The sequence below is a fragment of the Escherichia sp. E2562 genome (assembly GCF_005781075.1).
GTDB lineage: Bacteria > Pseudomonadota > Gammaproteobacteria > Enterobacterales > Enterobacteriaceae > Escherichia.
In genome coordinates, this window is record NZ_VATM01000004.1 from 1 (window position 1) to 16,967 (window position 16,967).

The 16,967-nt window shown below is 49.8% G+C and carries 14 protein-coding genes and 1 pseudogene; 5 read left to right on the forward strand and 10 right to left on the reverse strand.

Translation table 11 applies throughout. From position 1 onward, the window contains the following. Positions 1–20: 20 nt before the first annotated feature. Positions 21–488 (reverse strand): annotated as a pseudogene (locus FEK43_RS06870) (TfoX/Sxy family protein); the annotation flags it as partial. Between the two features lie 217 nt (positions 489–705). On the opposite strand from FEK43_RS06870, the gene sulA reads away from it, so the two are divergent. Further along, positions 706–1,215 carry an SOS-induced cell division inhibitor SulA gene (sulA, locus tag FEK43_RS06875; RefSeq protein WP_064528402.1) on the forward strand — a complete coding sequence of 170 codons (510 nt, stop codon included), beginning with the start codon at positions 706–708 and terminating at the stop codon, positions 1,213–1,215. 356 nt (positions 1,216–1,571) lie between these two features. Beyond that, on the forward strand, positions 1,572–2,624 hold the full coding sequence (ompA, locus tag FEK43_RS06880; RefSeq protein WP_064528817.1) for a porin OmpA: 1,053 nt from the start codon (positions 1,572–1,574) through the stop codon (positions 2,622–2,624). A 74-nt stretch (positions 2,625–2,698) separates the two neighbouring features. On the opposite strand, the gene matP is transcribed toward ompA, so the two are convergent. Next, complete coding sequence (matP, locus tag FEK43_RS06885) at positions 2,699–3,151, reverse strand: macrodomain Ter protein MatP (protein WP_064528401.1); 453 nt, start codon at positions 3,149–3,151, stop codon at positions 2,699–2,701. 185 nt (positions 3,152–3,336) lie between these two features. Here matP and FEK43_RS06890 point away from each other — a divergent pair, with 185 nt between their 5' ends. Further along, positions 3,337–5,097, forward strand: a complete 1,761-nt coding sequence (locus FEK43_RS06890; RefSeq protein ID WP_135406332.1) for a Lon protease family protein — start codon at positions 3,337–3,339, stop codon at positions 5,095–5,097. Positions 5,098–5,165: 68 nt separating this feature from the next. Next, positions 5,166–5,684 (forward strand): bifunctional 3-hydroxydecanoyl-ACP dehydratase/trans-2-decenoyl-ACP isomerase, encoded by a 519-nt coding sequence (fabA, locus tag FEK43_RS06895; protein ID WP_000227926.1) that lies wholly within the window; start codon positions 5,166–5,168, stop codon positions 5,682–5,684. Between the two features lie 69 nt (positions 5,685–5,753). Here the strand turns inward: fabA and rmf are convergent, their stop codons facing one another. The 6 genes from rmf to rlmKL form a co-directional block, all read right to left on the reverse strand. Continuing rightward, positions 5,754–5,921 carry a ribosome modulation factor gene (gene rmf, locus FEK43_RS06900; protein ID WP_000828648.1) on the reverse strand — a complete coding sequence of 56 codons (168 nt, stop codon included), beginning with the start codon at positions 5,919–5,921 and terminating at the stop codon, positions 5,754–5,756. A 255-nt stretch (positions 5,922–6,176) separates the two neighbouring features. Further along, positions 6,177–6,740 carry a membrane integrity-associated transporter subunit PqiC gene (gene pqiC / locus FEK43_RS06905; protein ID WP_064528397.1) on the reverse strand — a complete coding sequence of 188 codons (564 nt, stop codon included), beginning with the start codon at positions 6,738–6,740 and terminating at the stop codon, positions 6,177–6,179. Further along, entirely contained in the window at positions 6,737–8,377 is a 1,641-nt protein-coding gene (pqiB, locus tag FEK43_RS06910; protein WP_130205377.1) for an intermembrane transport protein PqiB, read from the reverse strand. Before pqiB ends, pqiC begins: the two co-directional genes overlap by 4 nt. A gap of 4 nt (positions 8,378–8,381) precedes the next feature. Then, positions 8,382–9,635 (reverse strand): membrane integrity-associated transporter subunit PqiA, encoded by a 1,254-nt coding sequence (pqiA, locus tag FEK43_RS06915; RefSeq protein WP_135406331.1) that lies wholly within the window; start codon positions 9,633–9,635, stop codon positions 8,382–8,384. A 204-nt stretch (positions 9,636–9,839) separates the two neighbouring features. Beyond that, complete coding sequence (locus tag FEK43_RS06920; protein ID WP_130222102.1) at positions 9,840–11,747, reverse strand: ABC transporter ATP-binding protein; 1,908 nt, start codon at positions 11,745–11,747, stop codon at positions 9,840–9,842. A gap of 11 nt (positions 11,748–11,758) precedes the next feature. After that, entirely contained in the window at positions 11,759–13,867 is a 2,109-nt protein-coding gene (gene rlmKL, locus FEK43_RS06925; RefSeq protein WP_064528388.1) for a bifunctional 23S rRNA (guanine(2069)-N(7))-methyltransferase RlmK/23S rRNA (guanine(2445)-N(2))-methyltransferase RlmL, read from the reverse strand. Positions 13,868–14,109: 242 nt separating this feature from the next. Between rlmKL and ycbX the strand changes: the two genes are divergently transcribed. Further along, positions 14,110–15,219: a 6-N-hydroxylaminopurine resistance protein YcbX gene (ycbX, locus tag FEK43_RS06930; protein ID WP_135406330.1), complete on the forward strand. Its 1,110-nt coding sequence runs from the start codon at positions 14,110–14,112 to the stop codon at positions 15,217–15,219. On the opposite strand, the gene zapC is transcribed toward ycbX, so the two are convergent. Continuing rightward, the gene (gene zapC, locus FEK43_RS06935; RefSeq protein ID WP_064528385.1) at positions 15,216–15,758 is read right to left on the reverse strand and encodes a cell division protein ZapC; all 543 of its coding nucleotides are present in this window, start codon (positions 15,756–15,758) and stop codon (positions 15,216–15,218) included. The two genes, ycbX and zapC, sit on opposite strands and share 4 nt — an antisense overlap. A gap of 173 nt (positions 15,759–15,931) precedes the next feature. Continuing rightward, positions 15,932–16,942, reverse strand: coding sequence for a quinone-dependent dihydroorotate dehydrogenase (gene pyrD / locus FEK43_RS06940; protein WP_130205367.1), 1,011 nt, complete (start codon positions 16,940–16,942; stop codon positions 15,932–15,934). Between the last annotated feature and the right edge of the window lie 25 nt (positions 16,943–16,967).

Below are 16,967 nucleotides of genomic sequence, written 5' to 3' on the forward strand. Positions count from 1 at the left end.
AATTTACTATGCCACTACAGTAGTCGCAACCAGCACATTTTCGCCCCAAGTATACGTAGCGCCCGAACATCCTTAATCCCCACTTCCCCGAGAATCGCTTCCAGGTGATAAGACATATTGGGCAAATCTTTCAGCCGTTGCTGGGTGTCGCGCGTACTTTTCTCTTTAAGCGCAGCGTCCAGCGAATATTTCGACAACCGCACCAACTTCTGTTGATTCCGCCATAAGCTTTCATCAACCCGGTAGTAATTGAGAGTAACGGGACGGCCACACTTTTTGTATGTCAGCCAGACTGGTGGATGTTTTACACAGTACTGTGCGCTTTGCTCACAAGCCCGAAGATACAACTCACCATCAGAAACCATCGCAAACACTGTATCGTCAACGGTCAGACTGTAACTGCCAAACAACGATCGATATTCAATAGTGCCTAACGTCGACAGGTATTCTTGTGACTTATAGATCCGCTTGTAGGAGAGGCTTTTCATAAAATTCCTTTTAAAATCATAATATAAAAGAATGATTCACATTAACGGATCCGTTAAATACGAAAATAGGCAACTTATTCTCAAGGGGCAAGATTAATTTAAGTTTTCAGGTCACCAACGACAAAAATTGCGAGGCTCTTTCCGAAATTTGTGTTGATCTTTGTTGTCACTGGATGTACTGTATATCCATACAGTAACTCACAGGGCTGGATTGATTATGTACACTTCAGGCTACGCAAATCGTTCTTCGATGTTCTCCTCCACTGCAAGCAAAATTGCGCGTGTCTCTACGGAAAACACTACAGCCGGGCTAATTAGTGAAGTTGTCTATCGCGAAGATCAGCCCATGATGACGCAACTCCTGCTTTTGCCATTATTACAGCAACTCGGCCAACAATCGCGTTGGCAACTTTGGTTAACGCCGCAACAAAAACTAAGTCGTGAATGGGTTCAGGCAGCGGGACTACCCTTAACTAAGGTGATGCAGATAAGCCAGCTTTCCCCTTGTCACACCGTGGAATCAATGGTTCGTGCTTTGCGTACGGGAAATTACAGCGTAGTGATCGGTTGGTTGGCAGACGATCTGACAGAAGAAGAGCATGCTGATCTTGTTGATGCCGCCAATGAAGGTAACGCAATGGGGTTTATTATGCGTCCAGTAAGCACACACTCTCACGCCACGAGACAACTTTCTGGGCTAAAAATTCACTCAAATTTGTATCATTAAGTAAATTTAGGATTAATCCTGGAACTTTTTTTGTTAACCCGTAGACGCTTTCACTTGTCACTAATTTTACTTGTGGAGGCTTGTCTGAAGCGGTTTCCGCGATTTTATCCTGTAAAGTATCGTTAACAAAAAAGGTTAAACGCACCTTATACAAGTCTTTTTTTTCATATGCCTGACGGAGTTCACACTTGTAAGTTTTCAACTACGTTGTAGACTTTACATCGCCAGGGGTGCTCGGCATAAGCCGAATTTATCGGCAGAGTTACAATTGAGCAGATCCCCCGGTGAAGGATTTAACCGTGTTATCTCGTTGGAGATATTCATGGCGTATTTTGGATGATAACGAGGCGCAAAAAATGAAAAAGACAGCTATCGCGATTGCAGTGGCACTGGCTGGTTTCGCTACCGTAGCGCAGGCCGCTCCGAAAGATAACACCTGGTACACCGGTGCTAAACTGGGCTGGTCCCAGTACCATGACACTGGTTTCATTCCTAACAATGGTCCGACCCACGAAAACCAACTGGGTGCAGGTGCTTTTGGTGGTTACCAGGTTAACCCGTATGTTGGCTTTGAAATGGGTTACGACTGGTTAGGTCGTATGCCGTACAAAGGCGACAACATCAACGGCGCATACAAAGCTCAGGGCGTTCAGCTGACCGCTAAACTGGGTTACCCAATCACTGACGATCTGGACATCTACACTCGTCTGGGTGGTATGGTATGGCGCGCAGACACCAAGGCTAACGTACCTGGTGGCCCATCCTTTAAAGACCACGACACCGGCGTTTCTCCGGTATTCGCAGGCGGTGTTGAATACGCGATCACTCCAGAAATCGCTACCCGTCTGGAATATCAGTGGACCAACAACATCGGTGACGCTAACACCATCGGTACTCGTCCGGACAACGGTCTGCTGAGCCTGGGTGTTTCCTACCGTTTCGGTCAGGGCGAAGCAGCTCCAGTAGTTGCTCCGGCTCCAGCTCCGGCACCGGAAGTACAGACCAAGCACTTCACTCTGAAGTCTGACGTTCTGTTCAACTTCAACAAAGCAACCCTGAAACCGGAAGGTCAGGCTGCTCTGGATCAGCTGTACAGCCAGCTGAGCAACCTGGATCCGAAAGACGGTTCCGTAGTTGTTCTGGGTTACACTGACCGCATCGGTTCTGACGCTTACAACCAGGGTCTGTCCGAGCGTCGTGCTCAGTCCGTCGTTGATTACCTGATCTCCAAAGGTATCCCGTCTGACAAGATCTCCGCACGTGGTATGGGCGAATCCAACCCGGTTACTGGCAACACCTGTGACAACGTGAAACAGCGTGCTGCTCTGATCGACTGCCTGGCTCCGGATCGTCGCGTAGAGATCGAAGTTAAAGGCATCAAAGACGTTGTAACTCAGCCGCAGGCTTAAGTTCTCGTCTAATAAAAAACCCCGCTACTGCGGGGTTTTTTTTCATCTGTAGTAAAGTAAATGACCTTCGCCAGTTATTCCTTACCAAGTAATGCCTGCAAATCCTGCTTCAAAGAAGACATTTTATTCGCATACTTCTCTTTATTTTCCGCATCTTCAATCAGCTGGACAATCGTTTCGGATAGCGTTTTACCGCGACGTTGCGCAAGCCCTGCTAACCTTTGCCAGACAATAAATTCCAGATCGATAGATTTCTTGCGCGTATGCTGATGCTCCGCATTAAAGTGCCGTTTTCGTCTGGCCCGAATCGTCTGTTTCATGCGATTAAGCAGCTCTGGATTCATATGTTTTTCAATCCAGCCATTTACGAGTACAGGTTCGTTCTCCAGCGATAGCAACACATCGACGGCTTCCTGGGCGGCACTGGCCTCTATGTAACGGGTGATCAACTCACCTTCACGGTGCTTCTTCACCAGATATTTCCATTTCCAACCACTTTCAAGATTTTCAAGTTGTTGATATTTCATAGCGATCTCAATGTTACCGTGTAACTCTTTACAGAATATCAGCTTTTTACCTGCGTGATGAAAAGAATCTCTGTCCTGTGAGCTTTAACGCGCATGCTGGGACTTTTGTCGGTGCTTTCTACGTGTGCTGCAGTGCCGGTTACGGTATAATCGCGCCTTTGACAACAGACTAAAAAACATCGACTTTGACCATTACGAAACTTGCATGGCGTGACCTGATTCCTGATACCGAAAGCTATCAGGAAGTATTCGCACAGCCACATTTGATTGACGAAAACGATCCTTTATTCAGTGACACTCAACCGCGACTGCAATTTGCGCTTGAGCAGTTGCTGCACGCGCGGGCATCATCCTCTTTTATACTGGCAAAAGCGCCGGAAGAATCCGATTATCTGAATCTTATAGCCGATGCTGCACGCACGCTACAAAGCGATGCAGGCCAACTGATGGGCGCTCACTATGAGATTTCCGGCCACACCATACGCTTACGGAACGCAGTTAGCACTGACGATAATTTTGCGACCTTAACCCAAGTTGTTACTGCTGACTGGGCTGAAGCCGAACAGCTTTTTGGCTGTTTGCGCCAGTTTAATGGCGACATTACCTTGCAGCCAGGACTGGTACATCAGGCCAATGGCGGCATTTTGATTATCTCCTTGCGTACACTGCTGGCCCAGCCATTGCTGTGGATGCGTCTGAAGAACATCGTCAACCGCGAACGCTTCGATTGGATAGCATTTGATGAGTCGCGCCCTCTCCCCGTCTCTGTACCTTCGATGCCATTGAAGCTGAAAGTCATTCTGGTAGGCGAACGCGATTCATTGGCCGATTTCCAGGAGATGGAGCCAGAACTGTCTGAACAAGCGATCTATAGCGAATTTGAAGATACTCTGCAGATAGTCGATGCCGAATCCGTACGCCAGTGGTGTCGCTGGGTGACTTTTATTGCCAGACTTAACCACTTGCCAGCGCCAGATGCCGACGCCTGGCCGGTGCTTATCCGCGAAGCAGTACGCTATACCGGTGAGCAAGAAACGCTGCCCCTTAGTCCGCAGTGGATCCTCCGCCAGTGTAAAGAAGTCGCTTCATTGTGCGAAGGTGATAACTTCTCCGGCGAGCAGCTAAACTTAATGCTACAGCAGCGGGAATGGCGCGAAGGTTTCCTCGCCGAGCGCATGCAGGATGAAATCCTTCAAGAGCAGATCCTGATTGAAACCGAAGGTGAACGCATCGGGCAAATTAACGCCCTTTCGGTCATTGAATTTCCAGGCCATCCACGCGCATTTGGCGAACCTTCTCGCATTAGCTGCGTTGTGCATATTGGCGATGGTGAATTCACCGACATCGAACGAAAAGCGGAGCTTGGCGGCAACATTCACGCTAAAGGGATGATGATCATGCAGGCGTTTTTGATGTCGGAACTTCAGCTTGAGCAACAGATCCCTTTCTCGGCGTCACTGACCTTTGAGCAATCTTACAGTGAAGTGGATGGTGACAGCGCATCAATGGCCGAGCTCTGCGCTCTGATCAGCGCCCTTGCTGATGTCCCGGTGAATCAGAGTATCGCTATTACAGGTTCAGTGGATCAGTTTGGTCGCGCCCAGCCTGTGGGCGGTCTGAATGAGAAAATCGAAGGCTTCTTTGCTATCTGCCAGCAGCGTGGGTTAAGTGGGAAGCAAGGTGTGATTATCCCCAGCGCTAACGTTCGCCATTTAAGTCTCCACAGTGAACTGGTGAAGGCGGTAGAGGAAGGCAAATTCACCATCTGGGCAGTGGACGATGTGACTGATGCACTGCCGTTATTATTAAATCTGGTGTGGGATGGCGAAGGCCAGACGACGCTGATGCAAACTATCCAGGAACGTATCGCGCAAGCATCGCAACAGGAAGGGCGTCACCGTTTTCCGTGGCCACTACGTTGGCTGAACTGGTTTATTCCGAACTGATCGGACTTGTTCAGCGTACACGTGTTAGCTATCCTGCGTGCTTCAATAAAATAAGGCTTACAGAGAACATGGTAGATAAACGCGAATCCTATACAAAAGAAGACCTTCTTGCCTCTGGTCGCGGTGAACTGTTTGGTGCTAAAGGCCCACAATTGCCAGCACCGAACATGCTGATGATGGACCGTGTGGTCAAAATGACTGAAACGGGCGGTAACTTCGACAAAGGGTATGTAGAAGCAGAGCTGGATATTAATCCGGACCTGTGGTTCTTCGGTTGCCACTTCATCGGCGATCCGGTAATGCCGGGCTGCCTGGGCCTGGACGCGATGTGGCAGCTGGTAGGGTTCTACCTCGGCTGGCTGGGCGGCGAAGGTAAAGGCCGCGCCCTGGGCGTTGGCGAAGTGAAATTCACAGGCCAGGTACTGCCGACGGCGAAAAAAGTGACCTATCGTATTCACTTTAAACGCATTGTTAACCGTCGTCTCATTATGGGCCTGGCGGATGGCGAAGTGCTGGTTGATGGTCGTTTGATCTATACCGCCAACGACCTGAAAGTAGGTCTGTTCCAGGATACGTCTGCATTCTGATTTTAATCAGACAGAGTATATGAAGGCGAAACCTCCGCAATGCGGAGGTTTCTTTTTAAAGAGACAGAATCAGGCCATTACTACCCTGTCCGCCATGGCTTCTCGCCAGCCTCCCAGCCATTGTGACCTTTGATTCAGCGTCTGATAGGGACACATTTCTTTTGAGCGTCCGGCGATGCCGGCCTGATAACCACGTTGATGTGCCCGTTCCAGGCGATCTCGTTTTTGTCTCTTCATGCCTCGTTTCCCTCATACTGGTTTCTGGTGGAAAAGAAAACAGTGATTACTAAATGTGCAATCACAGTTAAGCAATACCGCGAATCATAACTGCCGTCAATGCGCAAAATTCACGCCTCTGCCATATTTGTGAGCTACACGGGCATGTCGGTTGTACAAAAAATGTGAAGCGGAACAAGTTTTCCCATGGCTTATAAACAAAAAAACCGCCTCAGGCTACATGCCGGAGACGGTTATATTTACAAATCTTTATAATTAAGGTAGACGCTTTATCTCTTGCGCAATAGTAGCGGCTTCCTGACTCCAGACACTGGCCAGCACTTTGACCATTTCATCGTAGCCATCCTGATTCTGCACCCCTTCCACACGGAACGGACGTTTTATCAGTTGTCCCTGATGGTTTAGTAGCCACTCGCCACTCACTATCACCTTACCATCGTAACGGCCGTTAAACTCTGTCACAGTCACATTAAGCGTGTCCTGGGTACTTCCCAAAGGCTGGGAGGCTACGACCCAACCGGGCAGTTGCGCACTCAGGTTAGCGACCAAAGTATTGCGCAACTGTTGATCCAGCGGGCTGGCCCACAGGTTGTTATTGGCAATCACATACTTCACATCACTGGTCTGGTATACCACGCCATTCCCTGCCAGATAATCAGGTACGGAAACCTGCTCGACCCATAGCAGGCGGTTACCCTGGCTGGCGGTACTTTGCGTACCGCTCTGCACCACAGGCAATTGGTAATAGTTTTTGTTAATTTCACCGGAGCTGCATCCGGCCAGCCACAGTGCCGCTATCGTCACTAGCCACTTTTTCATTGTTTCGCCCTCTTCGGCTCTGGATCTTTTTTATCCTTCGCTTCAAATACCAGCGCGTTGCTCTTCTCGTTGAGCGTTTTCAGAACCGGTTGCAGTTCACGCAATACCTGATCAAGACGCTGCATATCCGCCACCATCTTGTTATAAGCTGCGGAACCCGGCTGGAAGCCCTGCATGCTACGATTCAATTCGCGCAGTGTCGACTGCATATCCGTCGGCAACTGTTGCATCGACTGACTGGCAAGGATCTTGTTCATACTATCCAGCGTAGTCTGCAGGTTTTTCATCGTGCGCTGACTTTCCGACAGCGTACTGGTCGCCTGTTCAATCATCGGGTTCAACGGCAGTTTGTTAATCTTATCCAACGCTTCCATCAGACGTTGCTGGATTTGCGCCAGACCACCGCTAACGGTCGGGATTATTTGATAGCCATTAAACTCACGCACACCGGTAATTGCCGGAGCATTTGGATAGAAGTCCAGATCGACGTACAGCGCTCCCGTGACCAGATTCCCGGTTTTCAGTGAACCGCGTAAACCGCGCTTCAGCAATTCGGCCAGGTGTTCTACCACATCAGCATTTTCACCTAGCTGCATTTTCAGTCGTTCTGGTTCAATACGCACCATGACTGGAATGCGATAATCATCGTTAAAGACCTGACGCATATTCGGCGCAAAGAATGGCACTTTGCTTACCGTACCGAGACGAATACCGCGGAATTCCACTGGCGCGCCAGGTTGCAGACCGCGTACCGAATCTTTAAAGAACATCAGATAATCAATGTGATCTGTGTACAGTGAATCCTGGATACTCTTCTGATCATCATACAAAACGAATGACGTTTTTGGCGCAACCGGCTGTCCCAAGTCCAGTCCTTCAGGCACGTCAAAGCTGACACCACCACTTAGCAACGTCGTCAATGACCCCATCTCTACGCGCATCCCCGCCGAGGTTAGATCCACCGCTATGCCGCTATCTTTCCAGAAGCGAACGTTGCTCGTTACCAGGCGGTCATAAGGCGCATTGATGAACAGTTGATAGCTGATATTACGCTTCTGAGTATCGAAGGTGCTGGTTTCAACCGACCCTACGCGATAACCACGAAACAGCACGGGATCTCCCGCCGTGAGCTGCCCAGCTTTGTTGCTGTCAAGAATGACACGGATCCCTTTGGCATCTGGTGGGGCCAACGGTGGAGAATCAAGCAAATCATATTTTGTTTGCTTGCTGCCTGCAGCCCCCGGTTGCAACTCGATATACACCCCGGAAAGCAACGTACCAAGGCCACTAATGCCTTCACGACCAATTTGTGGTTTCACTACCCAAAAGACCGTATCTTTGTGCAGCAGTTTTTCCATACCGGCGTTGAGACGCGCTTTGATTTCAACATGCGTTAAATCATCAGCCAGCGTGGCGCTTTCGACCACACCGACGTCCACGCTACGACTTTTAATGGTAGTCTTGCCGCCTTCTATTCCTTCCGCATTAGCAGTGATCAGGGTAACTTCCGGCCCTTGATGACTGTAATGATAAAAAAGTACCCAGGCCCCGATGAGTGCCGTAACGATGGGAAATATCCACACAGGGGACCAGTTCTTCACTTTCTGGATTTTGGCTTCCCCACTATTAGATTCCATACTGTCAGGACTCCTCATGCTCTGGTTCAGGTTGACGATCCCACGACAAACGTGGATCAAACGTCATCGCAGAAAACATTGTCATAATGACGACTAAAGCAAACATTAATGCACCCATTGCCGGATAAATACTCATTAAGCCTCCCATACGCACCAGCGCCGAGAGCACCGCTATCACGAAAACGTCAATCATTGACCAGCGGCCTACAAACTCAACAACTTCGTAAATCAAATGCATTCTTTCACTATCACGCTTGCCGTGCCCTTTCGCATCCCAGCACAGCCAGGCTATAGCGATCATCTTTAAAGTTGGCACCATGATACTGGCTAAAAAGATGACGGCGGCAACCGGATAAGAGCCTTCGCTCCATAATAAGATGACCCCGGCGAGAATGGTCGACGGCATCTTAGAGCCTAAAAAATCGGTCACCATAATGGGTAAGATGTTCGCCGGGAGATATAACATGATCGACGTAAAAAGCAGTGCCAATGTCCATTGCAGGCTGTTTTTGCGTCGAACATATCCTTTGGTGCCACAGCGCGGACACACGGGATTATCGGCAGGAAGAATTGCCGTACAGCATGAGCAAGAACGCAGCCCCTGGCGTATTCCCGTTATGCCGGGTTTCAGCGTCTGGTGAAGCTCTGGCATCGGGGCAATATCATCCCATAACCAGCGGCGATCAACGCACTGAAAGACGCGTAATTGCAGCACACAAAATAAACACCAGGGAATGAAACTACTGCCCACGCCAATGCTGCCGTAAGCCATCAGTTTGACAAAACTGACCAACACACCGGCAAGGAAAATCTCCGCCATTCCCCAGGTTTTAAGCTGAAAAAGTACCCGCCCCAGTTGTTCTTTTAAACGAACAGGTATTTCCGCGCGATTAACCAACAGTAAAATAGTAATCAGGCAAAACGCGGGGACCAGTTGCACAAACAACAGGAAAAAAGTACCGAGGCTGGCATAGTCCTCGGAAAACAGTACGCCCGGGATTTCCAGCAACGTAATCTCACTGGTTACCCCCGCAACGTTCATATTGACAAAAGGGAACAGGTTGGACAGCAGCAGCATGAACAGTGCAGCCAACGCATAAGCGGTAGGACGCTGTCGAGGGGCATCCCACGCAACGGTTAACGTTGTGCCACACCGAGGACATGCCGCCTTCTGACCATGCTCAAGGTGGGGTAAAACCACCAGCATGTCACACTGCGAGCACAGGATGTGCTTCGCGGCATGATGATGTTCGCACATTGGTACTCCTTAATGATGCGCTATTCTACAGAATGCTGACATAGCACTCGCTTTTAATGCCGGATGCTGAACTACCGCATTATCCGCTCAGGGAGCTCGTGGAAACGCAATAAATTGACGTTTCCACCCAGGCCAGATAAGCGTAGCGCATCAGGCAATTTGGCCGTTATCAGCAGTCTCTCTTTTCACTTAACTGATTAGCGATCAGCCACCATTTTTTAACGCTTCAAGATACTCCCAACGTTCAAATGCCTGCTCCAGTTCCTGTTCGGCGGCAGTCAGATCAGCGAGCACTTTTTGCGTATGCTCATGTGGCTGGCTGAAGAAAGAGGCATCTGCCACCTGCGCCTGTAAGGCTTCCAGTTTTGCTTCTAAATCTTCAAGCAGTTGCGGTAACTGTTCTAATTCGCGCTGCAATTTATAGCTTAGTTTGCTACTGCTGCGTTTTACAGTTTCTGCTTTCGGCGCAGCTACTTCTTCGTTTTTTTTCACCGCAGGCTGTTTTAACGCCACATACTGTTCTTGCTGTCCGCGCGCGTCGTGATAACCGCCGACATAACGGCCAATTTTGCCGCCACCTTCGAAGATCCAGCACTCTGTTACGGTGTTATCAACAAACTGACGATCGTGACTAACCAGCAATACTGTACCCTGGTAGCTGTCGATCAGCTCTTCAAGCAGTTCCAGCGTTTCAACATCGAGATCGTTGGTCGGTTCGTCGAGGATCAGTAAGTTACTGGGTTTCAGGAACAGACGCGCCAAAAGCAGACGGTTACGTTCCCCGCCAGAAAGCGCGCGCACCGGCGTCATCGCCCGTTTCGGATGGAACAGGAAGTCCTGTAAATAGCCCAGTACATGGCGCGGTTTACCGTTAACCATCACCTCTTGCTTACCTTCAGCAAGGTTATCCATCACCGTTTTGTCGGGATCGAGTTCCGCGCGGTGCTGGTCAAAATAGGCGACTTCCAGTTTAGTGCCGACATGAATGCGTCCGCTGTCCGGCTGAAGTTGACCAAGCATCAGTTTCAGCAGCGTGGTTTTGCCGCACCCATTCGGACCAATCAGGGCAATTTTGTCGCCACGTAGAACCTGGGCAGAAAAATCTTTCACCAGTTGCTTGCCGTCAACCTGGTAGCAAACGTCTTCCATTTCGAAAACGATCTTACCGGAGCGACTGGCCTCTTCTACCTGCATCTTTGCAGTACCCATCACTTCGCGACGTTCGCCACGCTCGCGACGCATTGCTTTCAGCGCACGCACGCGGCCTTCATTACGGGTACGGCGTGCTTTGATCCCCTGGCGGATCCACACTTCTTCCTGTGCCAGTTTGCGATCGAACTCGGCATTTTGTAGTTCTTCCACGCGCAGGGCTTCTTCTTTTTCCAACAAATACTGGTCGTAATTACCCGGATAGGTGACCAATTTGCCGCGATCGAGATCGACAATACGCGTCGCCATATTGCGAATAAATGAACGGTCGTGGGAGATGAAAATAATCGTACCGTTGAACGTTTTCAGGAAACCTTCCAGCCAGTCGATGGTTTCAATATCCAGGTGGTTAGTCGGTTCATCGAGCAGCAACACGCGCGGATTACTCACCAGCGCTCGCCCTAATGCGGCTTTACGCAACCAGCCGCCGGAAAGCGACGACAGCGCGACGTTAGGATCCAGCCCAAGCTGCGCCAGTACTTCGTTGATGCGGTTTTCCAGTTGCCACAGGTTGTGGTGATCCAACTGTTCCTGAACCTTCGCCAGTTCGTTGAGATTCTTCTCGCTCGGGTCGTTCATCACCAGGCGCGAAATATCGTGATAGCGTTTCAGGTATTCCGCTTGTTCTTCAATGCCTTCGGCAACAAAATCATAAACGCTACCCTCAACGTTACGCGGTGGATCCTGCTGCAAACGCGCAACGATCAAATCTTGCTCGTAAATAATGCGACCGTCATCCAGCCCCTGTTCACGGTTAAGGATTTTCATTAACGTCGATTTGCCTGCGCCGTTACGGCCCACCAGACAAACACGTTCGTTATCTTCGATATGCAGTTCTGCGTTATCGAGAAGCGGCGCGTCGCTGAACGACAGCCATGCGCCATGCATACTGATTAATGACATTACTATTCCTTTCAGGCTGCGGTAATCAGCCAGCAGTTGTGGATCTGGCGGTTACGGGCGAAATCCTGGGAGAGCGTTTTTTGCGTAATTTCTTGTGCTTTCAGTCCCAGTTTTGCCAGTCCGTCAAGATCCATACGGAAACCACGTTTGTTGTTCGAGAACATGATCGTCCCACCTGCACGCAGCAGACGTTTCAAATCTTTCATCAGCGCCAGATGATCGCGCTGAACATCAAACGCATCTTCCATTCGTTTCGAGTTAGAGAAGGTTGGTGGATCGATAAATATCAGATCGAACTGTTCATTTGCTTCACGTAACCACGCCAGGCAGTCGGCCTGAATCAGGCGATGCGCACGACCGGTTAAGCCGTTAAGGCGCAGGTTACGTTCTGCCCACTCCAGATAGGTACGCGACATATCCACCGTAGTGGTGCTGCGCGCGCCGCCTAATCCCGCGTGCACAGTGGCGCTACCGGTATAGGAGAACAGGTTGAGGAAATCTTTGCCTTTGCTCATCTGACCGAGCATACGACGGGCGATACGGTGATCGAGGAACAAACCAGTATCAAGATAATCCGTCAGGTTCACCCACAGGTGAGCGTTATATTCGGTAACTTCAAGAAACTCGCCCTTCTCGCCCAGTTTCTGGTACTGATTTTTGCCCTTCTGGCGTTCACGGGTTTTCAGCACCAGTTTGTTTGGCGCAATCCCGAGTACCGAAATGGTCGCCGCGATAATATCGAACAGACGTTGGCGCGCTTTGTGCGCATCAATGGTTTTCGGCGGCGCATACTCCTGCACCACCACCCAGTCGGCATAACGGTCAACGGCAACGTTGTATTCCGGTAGATCGGCGTCGTACAGGCGGTAGCATTCAATGCCTTCCTGACGCGCCCACTTCTCGAATTTTTTGAGGTTCTTACGCAGACGGTTGGCGTAGTCTTCTGCCACCATTGCCGGTTTGCTGTCTGGAGTGCTTTCGGCAACGTGGTAATTTTTCTGCACGCAGTCTAATGGACCGTTTTTCGCTTTGTACTGTTTGTCTGCACGCAGCTGCAGGCAACTTAACAGATCCGGCGAGGCACTGAATAAAGAGAGATTCCAGCCGCCGAACTGGTTTTTCATGATTCGGCCCAGCAGGCTATGCAGCGCAATCAGCGCCGGCTCGCTGTCCAGACGTTCGCCGTAAGGCGGGTTGCTCAACACTGTACCATACGGTCCTTTTGGCAGCGGATTGGTCAATTGCGCGACATCTTTCACTTCAAAAGTGATCAGTTCGCCAATCCCCGCAAGACGGGCGTTGGTGCGCGCACGTTGAATCACCCGCGCATCGCTGTCGGAACCGTAGAAATGAGAGTTGTACTCAGCCAGACCTTTACGGGCGCGGGTTTGCGCTTCCGCTTTTACTTCTTGCCAGATAGCTTCATCATGTTGCGCCCAGCCGCTAAAGCCCCAACGCCCGCGGTGCAAGCCCGGTGCGCGGTCGGTCGCCAGCATCGCCGCTTCAATCAGCAACGTACCAGAACCACACATTGGATCGAGCAGCGGTGTTCCTGGCTGCCAACCGGAACGCATCACAATTGCCGCCGCCAGAGTTTCTTTGATCGGCGCAATACCCGCACGATCGCGATAGCCGCGCAGATGCAAACCATCACCACTTAAATCGAGAGCGATGCTGGCGGTTTCTTTATTTAGCCACACGTTCACGCGGATATCCGGCGCATCGCGATCGACATTCGGACGCGGCAAATTCTTACGGGTGAAAGCATCAACGATCGCATCTTTGACTTTCATCGCGCCGTACTGGCTGTTGCGGATGGTGTCATTCAGACCGCTGAAGTGGACAGCAAAGGTCGCGCCAGGATTAAACATCTCTGTCCAGTTGATCGCCTGAACGCCGAGATAAAGGTCTAAGTCGCTGTAAACCTTGCACTCGCCCAGCGGCAACATAATACGTGAGGCCAGGCGACTCCACATCAGGCTCTGGTAAACAAGCCGCGTGTCGCCCTTGAAATGGACCCCACCCTGAACCACCTGGCATTCAACGGCCCCCAGGTTTTCGAGTTCAGTTTTTAACAGCTCTTCCAGCCCACGGGCCGTACTGGCAAACAGAGAATTCATATCGTCACTTTTACTCTAAGGCCTACCGCAGTAGGCGTAATTGTTGCAGTCAGTTTGGACATGGACAGCATGGAGAAACCGGAACGTACACCAGTACGTGAGGATTTCGAGCACTGCCCAGGGCTAAACTGACAAATAAAATAGCCTAACGGGATAGGCACTAAGAAAATTGTTGCGCATTATAGCTAATAAGCGCGTCATGTCATAAAGTTGAGGGCTTATTTTCATTTGAGGACCGCACCGTGACGACATTAACCCGGCTTTTTATTCATCCTGTTAAATCGATGCGCGGCATCGGTCTGACACATGCTCTGGCTGATGTCAGCGGTCTGGCCTTCGATCGCACCTTTATGGTCACAGAACCTGACGGTACGTTTATTACTGCCCGCCAGTTTCCGCAGATGGTGCGGTTTACCCCTTCGCCCGTGCATGACGGCTTACATCTCACCGCGCCAGATGGCAGCAGCGCATACATCCGTTTTGCTGATTTCGCTATGCAGGACGCGCCAACCGAAGTGTGGGGTAACCATTTTACTGCACGCATTGCGCCAGATGAGATCAACAAATGGTTAAGCGGCTTTTTCTCCCGTGAAGTGCAATTGCGCTGGGTAGGACCGCAGATGACACGGCGCGTAAAACGCCATAACACTGTACCCTTGTCGTTTGCTGATGGCTATCCGTATCTGCTCGCTAATGAAGCCTCACTGCGTGATGTGCAGCAACGCTGCCCGGCAAGTGTAAAAATGGAGCAATTTCGCCCCAATCTGGTGGTTTCCGGCGCGGCAGCCTGGGAAGAAGATACCTGGAAAGTGATTCGCATTGGCGATGTGGTGTTTGACGTGGTAAAGCCCTGCAGCCGCTGCATTTTCACCACTGTCAGCCCGGAAAATGGACAAAAGCATCCGGCAGGCGAACCGTTAAAAACGCTGCAATCCTTCCGTACTGCCCAGGATAATGGCGATGTCGATTTTGGTCAGAATTTAATTGCCCGCAATAGTGGCGTTGTTCGTGTTGGTGATGCAGTGGAAATTCTTGCTACTGCACCGGCGAAAATCTACGGCGCGGCAGCCTCAGACGATACTCTCCCGACAAAGCAGCAAATGGATGCGAATGTAGATATCGACTGGCAAGGACTGGCATTTCGCGGTAATAATCAACAGGTATTGTTAGAACAATTAGAAAATCAAGGGATTCGGATCCCCTATTCTTGTCGCGCGGGCATATGTGGAAGTTGTCGAGTTCAGCTTCTGGAAGGCGAAGTCACCCCGCTGAAAAAATCAGCTATGAGCGACGACGGGACAATTCTTTGCTGTAGTTGTGTACCGAAGACTGCATTGAAACTGAAAGGTTAAACGGCCTGTTCAAGGCTGAAGCTGTCATAACTCATATGAGGTTTCAGCCTGTCATTCATAATTTTGATGGCGTCACCCAGTTGCATGGCGCGACCAGCGATGACAACACAAGGCTGCGCAAGGAGGCACAACGCGGCATTTTCACCAGATTCAACAACCAGAAGGCTGACTTGTTCATTGGTATCGCTTAACCAGACACAGGCTGCATCACCCGGCACTGGCGACCACATTTCACCATGAGAAACAAAATGCCAGCTTTTCGGCATTTGCGGTTTGAGATAACGAACTGCCACCAGCGCATTAAGCACCAGTTCAGCTTTTTGTTCTTTTGATAAGTTAAGGTCGCGGCATTTTTCTTCAAACGAGAAATAGAGCGCGGCGTCATCAACGCAGAATCCCGCAGGAGAAAAGGCGTCTGGTGTCAACATCTTGCGCGCAAAACGTGAGCGAAATAGCATGCCATTGGCTAAATCAAGCATCATTCGATCATGCTCTTCATCATAATACCAACGCCAATTATCGTCTGGTTTAATTCGCATATGCTTCTCCTCTACCCTATAAATCCACTGCAACATATTCCATTGTTGCTTCGCTTAATAACCTCAACAAGAAAAGTACAAAATGTCTAAATAAGTAACAGCAATGAATATAAAACAACCAGGGCTGAAAATAAAGCCCTGATTATCTTATAAAGAGAAAATGAAAGAAATAATTAGATATGGTTAACGATTTCTTTAATCAGCGGCGGACCTTTAAAAATAAAACCGGAATAAATTTGCACCAAAGAAGCCCCCGCAGCTATCTTCTCGCGAGCAGCGATTACCGAGTCAATACCACCAACACCAATAATCGGTAAGCGGCCGTTTAATTCCTGCGACAAGCGACGAATAATTTCCGTACTTTTTAATTGTAAGGGACGACCACTTAAGCCACCGGTTTGATCACAATTTTTCATTCCCTGAACTAAAGAACGATCGAGGGTCGTATTAGTTGCAATGACGCCATCAATATTATGGCGAACTAAACTATCGGCGACCTGGATCAACTCTTCTTCAGAAAGATCCGGCGCGATCTTCACTGCTATTGGTACATATTTGTGGTGGTGCGCTTGCAGATCATTTTGTTTATTTTTAATTGCCGTTAATAAATCATCCAGCGCTTCGCCATATTGCAGAGTGCGTAATCCCGGGGTATTTGGTGATGAAATATTGATGGCAATATATCCTGCATAGGCGTAGATTTTTTCCATACAAATCAGATAGTCATCTTTGCCTTGCTCAACCGGAGTATCTTTATTTTTGCCGATATTGATTCCCAGAACACCGTCGTAATGGGCTTTTTTAACGTTCTCTACGAGGTTATCAACGCCGAGGTTATTAAAACCCATACGGTTTATTAAACCTTCAGCATCTACCAGGCGAAAAAGACGCGGTTTGTCGTTTCCTGGTTGTGGACGCGGGGTGACAGTACCGATCTCGATCGATCCAAATCCCATTGCACCAAGGGCATCAATACACTCCCCGTCTTTATCAAGACCGGCTGCCAGACCAAGCGGGTTTTTAAAGGTCAGTCCCATACAGTTAACCGGCTTCGCTGGAACATTTTGCCGAACAAGCGCTTCAAACGGTGTTCCGGTGATGCGGCGTAATTGCTGAAAAGTAAACTCGTGTGCGCGCTCTGGATCGAGCTGGAAAAGGGCTTTACGAACGAAGGGGTAGTACATGAACTCTCCTGGATTCCCGGTGTGC

Excerpts from the sequence above, each read along its gene's own strand:
- sulA (WP_064528402.1), top strand. The coding sequence starts at position 706 with ATGTACACTTCAGGCTACGCAAATCGTTCTTCGATGTTCTCCTCCACT.
- ompA (WP_064528817.1), top strand. The coding sequence starts at position 1,572 with ATGAAAAAGACAGCTATCGCGATTGCAGTGGCACTGGCTGGTTTCGCT.
- matP (WP_064528401.1), bottom strand. The coding sequence starts at position 3,151 with ATGAAATATCAACAACTTGAAAATCTTGAAAGTGGTTGGAAATGGAAA.
- fabA (WP_000227926.1), top strand. The coding sequence starts at position 5,166 with ATGGTAGATAAACGCGAATCCTATACAAAAGAAGACCTTCTTGCCTCT.
- rmf (WP_000828648.1), bottom strand. The coding sequence starts at position 5,921 with ATGAAGAGACAAAAACGAGATCGCCTGGAACGGGCACATCAACGTGGT.
- pqiC (WP_064528397.1), bottom strand. The coding sequence starts at position 6,740 with ATGAAAAAGTGGCTAGTGACGATAGCGGCACTGTGGCTGGCCGGATGC.
- pqiB (WP_130205377.1), bottom strand. The coding sequence starts at position 8,377 with ATGGAATCTAATAGTGGGGAAGCCAAAATCCAGAAAGTGAAGAACTGG.
- pqiA (WP_135406331.1), bottom strand. The coding sequence starts at position 9,635 with ATGTGCGAACATCATCATGCCGCGAAGCACATCCTGTGCTCGCAGTGT.
- FEK43_RS06920 (WP_130222102.1), bottom strand. The coding sequence starts at position 11,747 with ATGTCATTAATCAGTATGCATGGCGCATGGCTGTCGTTCAGCGACGCG.
- rlmKL (WP_064528388.1), bottom strand. The coding sequence starts at position 13,867 with ATGAATTCTCTGTTTGCCAGTACGGCCCGTGGGCTGGAAGAGCTGTTA.
- zapC (WP_064528385.1), bottom strand. The coding sequence starts at position 15,758 with ATGCGAATTAAACCAGACGATAATTGGCGTTGGTATTATGATGAAGAG.
- pyrD (WP_130205367.1), bottom strand. The coding sequence starts at position 16,942 with ATGTACTACCCCTTCGTTCGTAAAGCCCTTTTCCAGCTCGATCCAGAG.